Origin of the sequence: Mesorhizobium sp. ORS 3428 (assembly GCF_001854785.1) — a bacterium.
GTDB lineage: Bacteria > Pseudomonadota > Alphaproteobacteria > Rhizobiales > Rhizobiaceae > Mesorhizobium.
In genome coordinates, this window is record NZ_MDFL01000160.1 from 21,520 (window position 1) to 28,933 (window position 7,414).

The following is a 7,414-nucleotide window of genomic DNA, read 5'->3' on the forward strand; positions in this document are numbered from 1 at the left end:
TCGACTGTTCCCCTTTTGAAAGTTACGTCATGAACCTGGAAGATAACTCGATACTCTGGCGTGTCAGCAGCCGTGAGCGGAGCGACGCGAGTCCCCTTGACCGTGACCTCACGGTGGACCTGGTCATCGTCGGCGGCGGGTTCACAGGCTCGTCCGCCGCGCTGGCCGCCGCCGAAAAGGGTGCGTCTGCCTGTGTGCTCGAGGCGGAGATCGTGGGACACGGCGGCTCGGGCCGGAATGTGGGACTGGTCAACGCCGGGCTCTGGCTGCCGCCGGATACCGTCATCGAGCAGATGGGCGAGCCGGCGGGCGTCGCCTGATCGACATCCTGGCCGACGCTCCGAGGCGGGTTTTCGAGATCATCGAGCGCGAAGGGATCGATTGCGAGGCGACGCGGCGCGGCACGCTGCACCTTGCGCATTCCAAGTCCGGATTTCGCGACCTCGAAGACAGGCACCGCCAGGGAGTGAAGTTCGGAGCGCCGCTTGAACTCCTCGATGCCGCGGAAACGGCCCGGCGTACCGGGACGAAGACTTACCATGGTTCGCTCTTCGACCCTCGTGCGGGGACTATCCAGCCGTTCGCGTACTGCAGTGGACTAGCCCGGGCAGCCAAGGCGAAAGGCGCCAGGGTGCATGCCCGATCGCCAGTCACGTCCATCAGCCGGGAGGCAAATAGCTGGCTCGTCCAGGCCAACGGCCGCACGGTGACGGCGAAAGCATTGCTTCTCGCGACAAACGCATACCATATGGGCAGTGGGACCCCATTCGCACCGCGGTACACGCCGGTCAGCTATTGCCAGTTCGCGACGGTTCCGATGCCAGAGGCCGCGCGCCGCGAAATCCTGCCTGGCGGGGAGGGTTGTTGGGATACCGCATTGGTCATGTCCTCTTTCCGTATCGACGGGGCCGGAAGGTTGATCCTTGGCTGCATCGGCAACACGGAGGGACCGGGCGGGCCAATCCATCGGTCATGGGCCCGGCGCAAGCTTCGCGCGCTCTTCCCTTCCATCGGCGACCTGGCGTTCGACTTTGAATGGCGTGGCCGGATCGCAATGACCGACGACCATATTCCAAAAATCGTCGCCTTCGGACCAGACGCCTACGCCTGCTTCGGTTATTCAGGACGCGRCATCGGCCCGGGGACCGTCTTTGGAACGCAAGCAGCGATCGCGCTTCTCGAGGGAAATCCCGACGCCCTCCCGATCCTGCCCATCGAGCGCTACTCGGAGCGCTTCAACGCAGCGAAGGCGATCTACTATGAATTTGGGGCGACGGTGAATCATCTGGTTTGATGAGACGTTGCCGAACGGGCCGCCCCGCCGGAGGTCAGGCGTACCTGGAAATCGCGAGGTCGCCGGCGTCGTTCTCGGGCTTCTTGCCGCCGACGAGGTCGCTGATCACCCGGACCGAACCGCAGCCGATCGTCCAGCCCAGCGTGCCGTGACCAGCGACGAAGAGGCCTTCAATGTTCGTCCAGCCGATGACCGGAGTGCCGTTCGGGGTCATTGGCCGCAAGCCGGACCAGAATGAGGCCTTGGCGATATCTCCATCAGAGAAGAGATTTTCTTAGCCGACCGCGTAGGCCACGGTCGTGGTTTCCCAGTGCTCCGTTATCAGGCTCCGAGGTGCGTCATGCAGACGGATTTGCTTCTGGTACTGCAGCCGGCTCAATCCGGCAATTCCTTGAAGCGGCGATGGAACAGCGATTTGCTCATCCCGGCCACAGTGGCCATAGCCTCGATTCTCAGATGCTGCGCGTAGTGCTCGCGAGTCCATGCCATTGCCCGCCGGATATGCGACAGGTGGCTGCCCGCGCCGGCGATCTGCCGCAGCAGCGCCGCTCGCGGCCCATGAGGAGGCGGAACATGGTGCGGGTTCAAGCCACAATGGGAATGAAGCAGCGGGATCACCGCCGCTTTTTGGCGAACGCCCAGACCATCAGCGGATATTCCTCATCGTTGCTGAGATCGCGCCACAGGCCATAGGCCCGCACCGGCCCGCCGATATGCGCTCTTGCGCAAGCTTTGTTGCCCCAGCCGAAGACCTGCACGGCGTCTTCAGCGAAGCCGCCCTCGATCATGACCTGCTTCAGCCCCGCCGGCGTCCAGCGGTTGTAGTCGTGCGGTCKGGCATGGACGCGGAACAGGAAGGGTGTCGCCACCATCGCCCATCCGCCCGGCTTGGTCATTGCATGGATGTTGGCGGCCGCCGCCAGCGGTCGCTGAACATGTTCCAGCACCTGGTCGGCGACAACGATGGAATATTGCTCTTCGGTGCGGTCGCGACAGATGTCGAACTCAGGAAAATCAACCGAGCGGTAATCTGGGCACATCGCCCGCCAGTGGCGGTTCCAGCCTGGCGATATCTCGATCACGTCGCGGGACTTGCGATCGGCAGTTTCGAGGAAAGCGGTAAAAGCTTCGATCTGGCGGATGCGCAGCCAGTTGCGGGAGTCATAGCCGATCAGGCGCTTTACGGCTTGTTTCGCCCGGGTCTTCAGGGCGCCAAGGCTAGTCGTCATTCGACCTCCTCCGCAAACCCGCCGCCGAGATCCTTCTAGATCGAGAAAGTGTACAAAAGGATGACGGCAGAAGAGGAGCCGGCCTGGAATCCGCCGGCTCCCCTGAGTTCCTCGCTCAATAATTGCCGTTGTAGTACCGGTCGTCGCAGGGCGCGGTGTAGATGCGGCCATAGCGGTCCTGGTAGCGGCAGAGCTGCTCGCCGCGGCGCTGCGGCGTAGTGGCGCTGCCGACGACGGCGCCGAGCAGGGCGCCGCTTGCGGCGCCGATCACAGTGCTCTTGGTGTTGCCGCCAATTGCCTGGCCGACCAGCGCGCCGCCGGCGCCGCCCAGCAATGCGCCCGTGGTGGCCCGCTGCTGACCTTCGGTCTGCGTCTCGCAGCCGGCAAGTGCTGCGGTCATAAGAACCGCCAGAATAGCCTTCTTGGTAAACATCTCCAGAACTCCTTCGAAGCCCCAAAGACCAAAAGAAACAGGGGCATAACTGGCGCAGTGGGCTCGCATTGCGGCGGAACGGCGGCAAAGCCCGCTCACGAAGTGAGTCATGGTTTCCCGACTGTTGAACGGCGTGGTCGACAAACAGGAAAGACGGAACGGCGCATCGGRCAAATGTGATGCCCTTCATAGCATGTGGAATATTCACCGGAGATTGTGTTCCCGCAGATTTTAGCGTTTTAGAGAAACCTTAATTGCCATATGGTAAAGTCAGGAGATGGCGGTTGGGCACCGCCGGTTCGTGGGGTAGCGGCGCTGCGGCGCCGAGGGGTTGGGCAAATTGAGTTCGTTTTTATCCGAAATAGGCGAATGCCAGGGCTGCGGCGGCACCGGCACGGTCTTCGAATGTCCGCGGTGGCGCAGTTCCAACGGCCACTGCTGTCCGGCAGGCACGCACCAGCACAGGTGCCCTGGCGTCAGCGTTRCTTGCGCTGAGTGCGAAGGGACCGGCGGGATCAAGCTGAGGGGCGCCGAGGGATACGCGACGGTCAGTTAGCTGAGCCGAGGCGGGAAATACCCAGCAGCCTCAGGCGCACCTGGACAGTCGCGAGCACGTCTTTGTCACTCGTCAACGGCTCAGCAAGAGTCGGCCCAGGAACAGGTTCGCGGTCCTCTAAAAGACCTTCGACGTGAAATGCGAGTRCCAACTCGGCGAGCTCGCACGCTTCGGAGATCGTCCGGCCGGCCGTAACCACGCCGGGGAACTCAGGGAATGACACGCCGAAGTCGCTGTCGTTCTCTTTGTGGATCACCGCAACGTGTCGGCGCATGTAAGCCCTACCTTGTCAGCCTCGCTAGCAGGCCTATTTCCAGACCCTGATCTCTCGACCATCCCTTTTTTGACGGGCGGAATTTCACCTGACCGTTACTCTCAGTGGCAAAGTCGCTGGATCAACACATCGGTACGACGGCGCGAAGCGATGGACAAGTCCGAAGCGACCCGCACCGGYCCTCGAGAGGGGCGGAGGGTTCGCGCTGCCCAATATCTGCGGATGTCCACCGACCGACAGACTTACTCCATCGRAAATCAGAGGGACGCCATCCGCGACTATGCGGCCCTCATGGACTACGAGATTGTCGCTACCTACGAGGACGCCGGCCGCAGCGGTCTCGACATAGAAAGGCGTCCGGCTCTGCGGCGGCTGCTGGCAGACGTTGAAAGCGGGCAGGCCGATTTCGAAACGATCGTCGTCTACGACGTGAGCCGCTGGGGCCGCTTTCAGAACATTGATGAAAGCGCTTCCTACGAGTACCGATGCCAAAGAGCAGGAGTGCGGATCGAGTACTGCGCCGAGCAATTTGCAAACGACGGCAGCGTTGGATCGGATGTGCTGAAGGCCATCAAGCGCAGTATGGCCGCCGAGCTCAGCCGCATGCTCTCGCAGAAGACCTTCATCGGCCAAACTCGGGTCGTGAAAATGGGTTTCCGCGGAGGCGGGCACGCAGGATATGGCTTCCGGCGCCTGCTCGTGGACGCATCAGGCAAGCCCAAGACCATTCTAAAACGCCATGAATGGAAGGCGCTGGCGTCGGATCGAGTCGTTCTCGTGCCCGGGCCGGAGGCAGAAATTGAAATCGTCCGCTGGATCTTCAAACAGTTTGTAAAGGGCAAGCTGGAAGTCGAAATCGCCAGAGCATTGAACGAGCGCGGGGTTCTCACGGACCTACACCAGCCATGGACGACCGCCTCCGTGCGCTCGATCCTCACAAACGAGAAATACATCGGCAACAATGTCTGGAACCGAGCTTCCGAAAGGCTTCATAGCAACCGCGTGAGAAATCCTCCGAGCGCCTGGATCCGCGTGGAGAATGTGACTGTGCCGCTTGTCAGCCGCAAGCTGTTCGAGCGAGCCCGAGCCGTCGCACAGGCACGCCGTTCCCGTCCCTCCAACGAGCAACTGCTGACTGACCTATCCAGGCTCCTGGAAAAAAGAGGATCGCTGTCCGGCTCAATTATCAACGCGACGTCGGGCCACCCGACAAAAAGCATGTACATCCACCGTTTCGGAACTCTGCAGGCGGCCTACGACCTAGTTGGGTACGAGGCCTCGGCGAACTACCGCTATTTCAACGTCAACACCAAGCTTCATCGCCGCCGGYTGGAGATCATTCAGGACCTTGTAAAGGCAATCRCCCAGACGGGCGGGCAGGCTCGATACGACGCAAAGACCAAGCTTGTCACGGTCAATGAGGAATTCACCATCGCGGTCTGGATCGCCCGCTGCCGGCCGTCGCCCTATGGCTATCCTCACTGGCCATTCCACAAACGGCGTCTCCTCGGGGCCGATGTTTCGATGTTGATCAGGGTATTGCCCGACAATGTCACGGTGCGCGACTATCTGATCGCACCGGCGTGGGAGGCGGAACGCGCGGCGCCTATGCTGCACCCCAACAATGGGGTGCGGCTTGATGCCTTCCTTTTCCAGTCGCTGGATCCTTTGGTGGAGATGGCAAGGCGCGCGCCCATGAGGGGAGGGGGATGACGCAAGCCTCTCCGGTCCTGAGGAGCAGCCGGCACGCAATTCATCTGACCGGCGATTTGCGGGAACCCGCAGGCCCGCTTCATAAATACGTGTTTCTTGTGACTCACAACAAACTGAGCCACCGAATGCGGTGTTTCGTCGGCGAGGCGAATGYGTCGCGGGCCCGGTTGGAGAGTGTCGTTGAAGCGCTCCGAAATCTCCTGGCGGTGGACGTTTTTCGAGACCTGCTCAAGGCAGAAGGGTTCTCCGCCATGCCAGCGGTGCTGGCGGATAGGATCTMGGGCCGAGTTGTTTCGGTCGCAGGAGCCAAGCTCCACCAATGCGGGACCAGCCGGCAGCTTATCGGAGGAATTTGCCCCGAAGTTCTCGACCTTGTGCAGGATTGCGCCGTACCGCCGAAGATGTTCGGCTTACTGCGTCAGGTTCTGCCGGGCCGACAGATCGAGATCGTCGAGGTGATGATCGCGCTCGAAAGGGTGAAGCTCAATACCGCCAGGGTCTTCATCCTACTCACGCCGCAGTCTCAGCTTGTGGATCCATCGACCCCGCGGAAGCAGTTCGCCGGCATCGCTGCCGAGCAATTCGCCGCTATCGAGGCCGAGTTCACCGAGTTGACCGGCTCCTTTCAAAACGCCGCCGTATCTTATGGGCCATGCAGTCTCGCTCTCGTAGCGGTGAGGGGCTATCTGGATCGCATCATGGGYAATGTGCGCGTGGTCAAGTATCTGGCACATAATTTTCCGGAACGGTTCGCRCAGTTTCAATCGCTCTTGGAGCCTTCAATCCCGTCGTTTCGYGAGGCGTTTCGCGATAGCGAAGAACGCCCGGAAGGATCTGGCGCCAGCCTGTTTTGAGTTGGAGGTCCGGACACTCGTCTCGAGCAAAACGCGTCTCGCATGCCTGGCGCGCGAATTACGGCATCTCTCGTCCATCAGAGCCATGTAAGAAGGCCTGAACTTCATCCATATCGATCTTCCCGTCGCCATTCTGGTCGACCGCGGAGAAGATCCGGCCGACAGCGTCCTGGATCTCGTTCTCGGACAGTGATTCGTCACCATTGGTGTCCAGAAACGCGAACATCAGTCGCATGCCGGCGCCGCGCATCATGTGAGGGACATGGTGTCCAGCCATTCTGTGCTCGCCGGCCGGACCTTCGTCACGATGCCTGCGCCAACGGTCACCCTGACGATCAGCGTCGCCTTGAGCGGTCTCGGCCTCGTCCTGACGGTTGTTGGCAACCTCCGAACGCCGATCCTGTTGCATCCTCTCCGTGATGGCTTGGTCTATCATCTGGCGGATCATTTCACGCATCGGCTCACCCGTTTGCTCCTTTATATCCGGCAACTGACCGGCTCCGGGTTGTTCGGTCTTCGGGGTCGGCGCAGGTGTTCCGCTTGTTTGGGCGAGCGCAGGGACGGCCACGATTGCGAAAACGGCGCTCGCAGCCGCCGCGTGGCGAAGGAATCTCATGGCAAGCTCCATTGATTGGACGTGGTGTGGCCTAAACTGGAATTCACTTCGATTGTTCCTGCCCGTCACCAGGTCCCCATGAAATTACACGAGGCGAGGCTTCTCGACCGTGGTTTCGCTTCCTGTGGTGCAGACAAGGCAAGGACACTTAGGCCGAGCAGCAATTATCCGCTTACATCGATCCAGGCGGGGGCGTGATCACTCGGCTTTTCCCACCCACGGGTCTCGACATCGACACCTGCAGCTACAATGGTCTCCGCAAGTGACGGGCTTACCAGTAGATGATCCATGCGCAGGCCTGAGCTTCGGTCGTATCCGCCGCGATAGGAGAAGTTCCAGTAGGTATAGACGCCCTTGCCGGGGTAGACCCGACGCATCGCATCCACCCAGCCCAAATGCAGCAGGCGGGCGTAGGCTTTCCTGATTTCCGGGAAAAAGACGGCAT

The 7,414-nt window shown here is 61.0% G+C and carries 9 protein-coding genes and 2 pseudogenes; 4 read left to right on the plus strand and 7 right to left on the minus strand.

All coding sequences use genetic code 11. From position 1 onward, the window contains the following. Nucleotides 1–29: 29 nt before the first annotated feature. Entirely contained in the window at nucleotides 30–320 is a 291-nt protein-coding gene (locus ORS3428_RS34270; RefSeq protein ID WP_201788343.1) for an FAD-dependent oxidoreductase, read from the plus strand. Further along, nucleotides 320–1,294 (plus strand): NAD(P)/FAD-dependent oxidoreductase, encoded by a 975-nt coding sequence (locus tag ORS3428_RS27930; RefSeq protein WP_274534829.1) that lies wholly within the window; start codon nucleotides 320–322, stop codon nucleotides 1,292–1,294. Before ORS3428_RS34270 ends, ORS3428_RS27930 begins: the two co-directional genes overlap by 1 nt. A 34-nt stretch (nucleotides 1,295–1,328) precedes the next feature. Here the strand turns inward: ORS3428_RS27930 and ORS3428_RS27935 are convergent. From ORS3428_RS27935 to ORS3428_RS27955, 5 genes and pseudogenes are all read right to left on the minus strand, one after another. Continuing rightward, nucleotides 1,329–1,565: pseudogene (locus ORS3428_RS27935) on the minus strand (FAD-dependent oxidoreductase); the annotation flags it as partial. 104 nt (nucleotides 1,566–1,669) lie between these two features. Then, nucleotides 1,670–1,912, minus strand: a complete 243-nt coding sequence (locus tag ORS3428_RS27940) for a hypothetical protein (RefSeq protein WP_244508123.1) — start codon at nucleotides 1,910–1,912, stop codon at nucleotides 1,670–1,672. After that, a complete protein-coding gene (locus ORS3428_RS27945) occupies nucleotides 1,909–2,523 on the minus strand; it encodes a methyltransferase domain-containing protein (protein ID WP_071101519.1) in 615 nt (204 codons plus the stop codon). The genes ORS3428_RS27940 and ORS3428_RS27945 overlap by 4 nt, the downstream gene beginning before the upstream one ends. Before the next feature lie 115 nt (nucleotides 2,524–2,638). Further along, entirely contained in the window at nucleotides 2,639–2,956 is a 318-nt protein-coding gene (locus ORS3428_RS27950) for a YMGG-like glycine zipper-containing protein (RefSeq protein ID WP_071101520.1), read from the minus strand. A gap of 548 nt (nucleotides 2,957–3,504) precedes the next feature. Beyond that, a complete protein-coding gene (locus ORS3428_RS27955; protein ID WP_083355320.1) occupies nucleotides 3,505–3,786 on the minus strand; it encodes a type II toxin-antitoxin system HicB family antitoxin in 282 nt (93 codons plus the stop codon). 150 nt (nucleotides 3,787–3,936) lie between these two features. Here ORS3428_RS27955 and ORS3428_RS27960 point away from each other — a divergent pair, with 150 nt between their 5' ends. Next, nucleotides 3,937–5,499, plus strand: a complete 1,563-nt coding sequence (locus tag ORS3428_RS27960) for a recombinase family protein (RefSeq protein WP_071101522.1) — start codon at nucleotides 3,937–3,939, stop codon at nucleotides 5,497–5,499. Next, nucleotides 5,496–6,353 carry a plasmid partitioning protein RepB C-terminal domain-containing protein gene (locus ORS3428_RS27965; protein WP_071101523.1) on the plus strand — a complete coding sequence of 286 codons (858 nt, stop codon included), beginning with the start codon at nucleotides 5,496–5,498 and terminating at the stop codon, nucleotides 6,351–6,353. The genes ORS3428_RS27960 and ORS3428_RS27965 overlap by 4 nt, the downstream gene beginning before the upstream one ends. Before the next feature lie 58 nt (nucleotides 6,354–6,411). Here the strand turns inward: ORS3428_RS27965 and ORS3428_RS27970 are convergent, their stop codons facing one another. Together ORS3428_RS27970 and ORS3428_RS27975 are read right to left on the minus strand one after the other, a co-directional pair. Continuing rightward, entirely contained in the window at nucleotides 6,412–6,969 is a 558-nt protein-coding gene (locus ORS3428_RS27970; RefSeq protein ID WP_071101524.1) for an EF-hand domain-containing protein, read from the minus strand. A 164-nt stretch (nucleotides 6,970–7,133) separates the two neighbouring features. Next, a pseudogene (locus tag ORS3428_RS27975) lies at nucleotides 7,134–7,414 on the minus strand (exodeoxyribonuclease III); the annotation flags it as partial.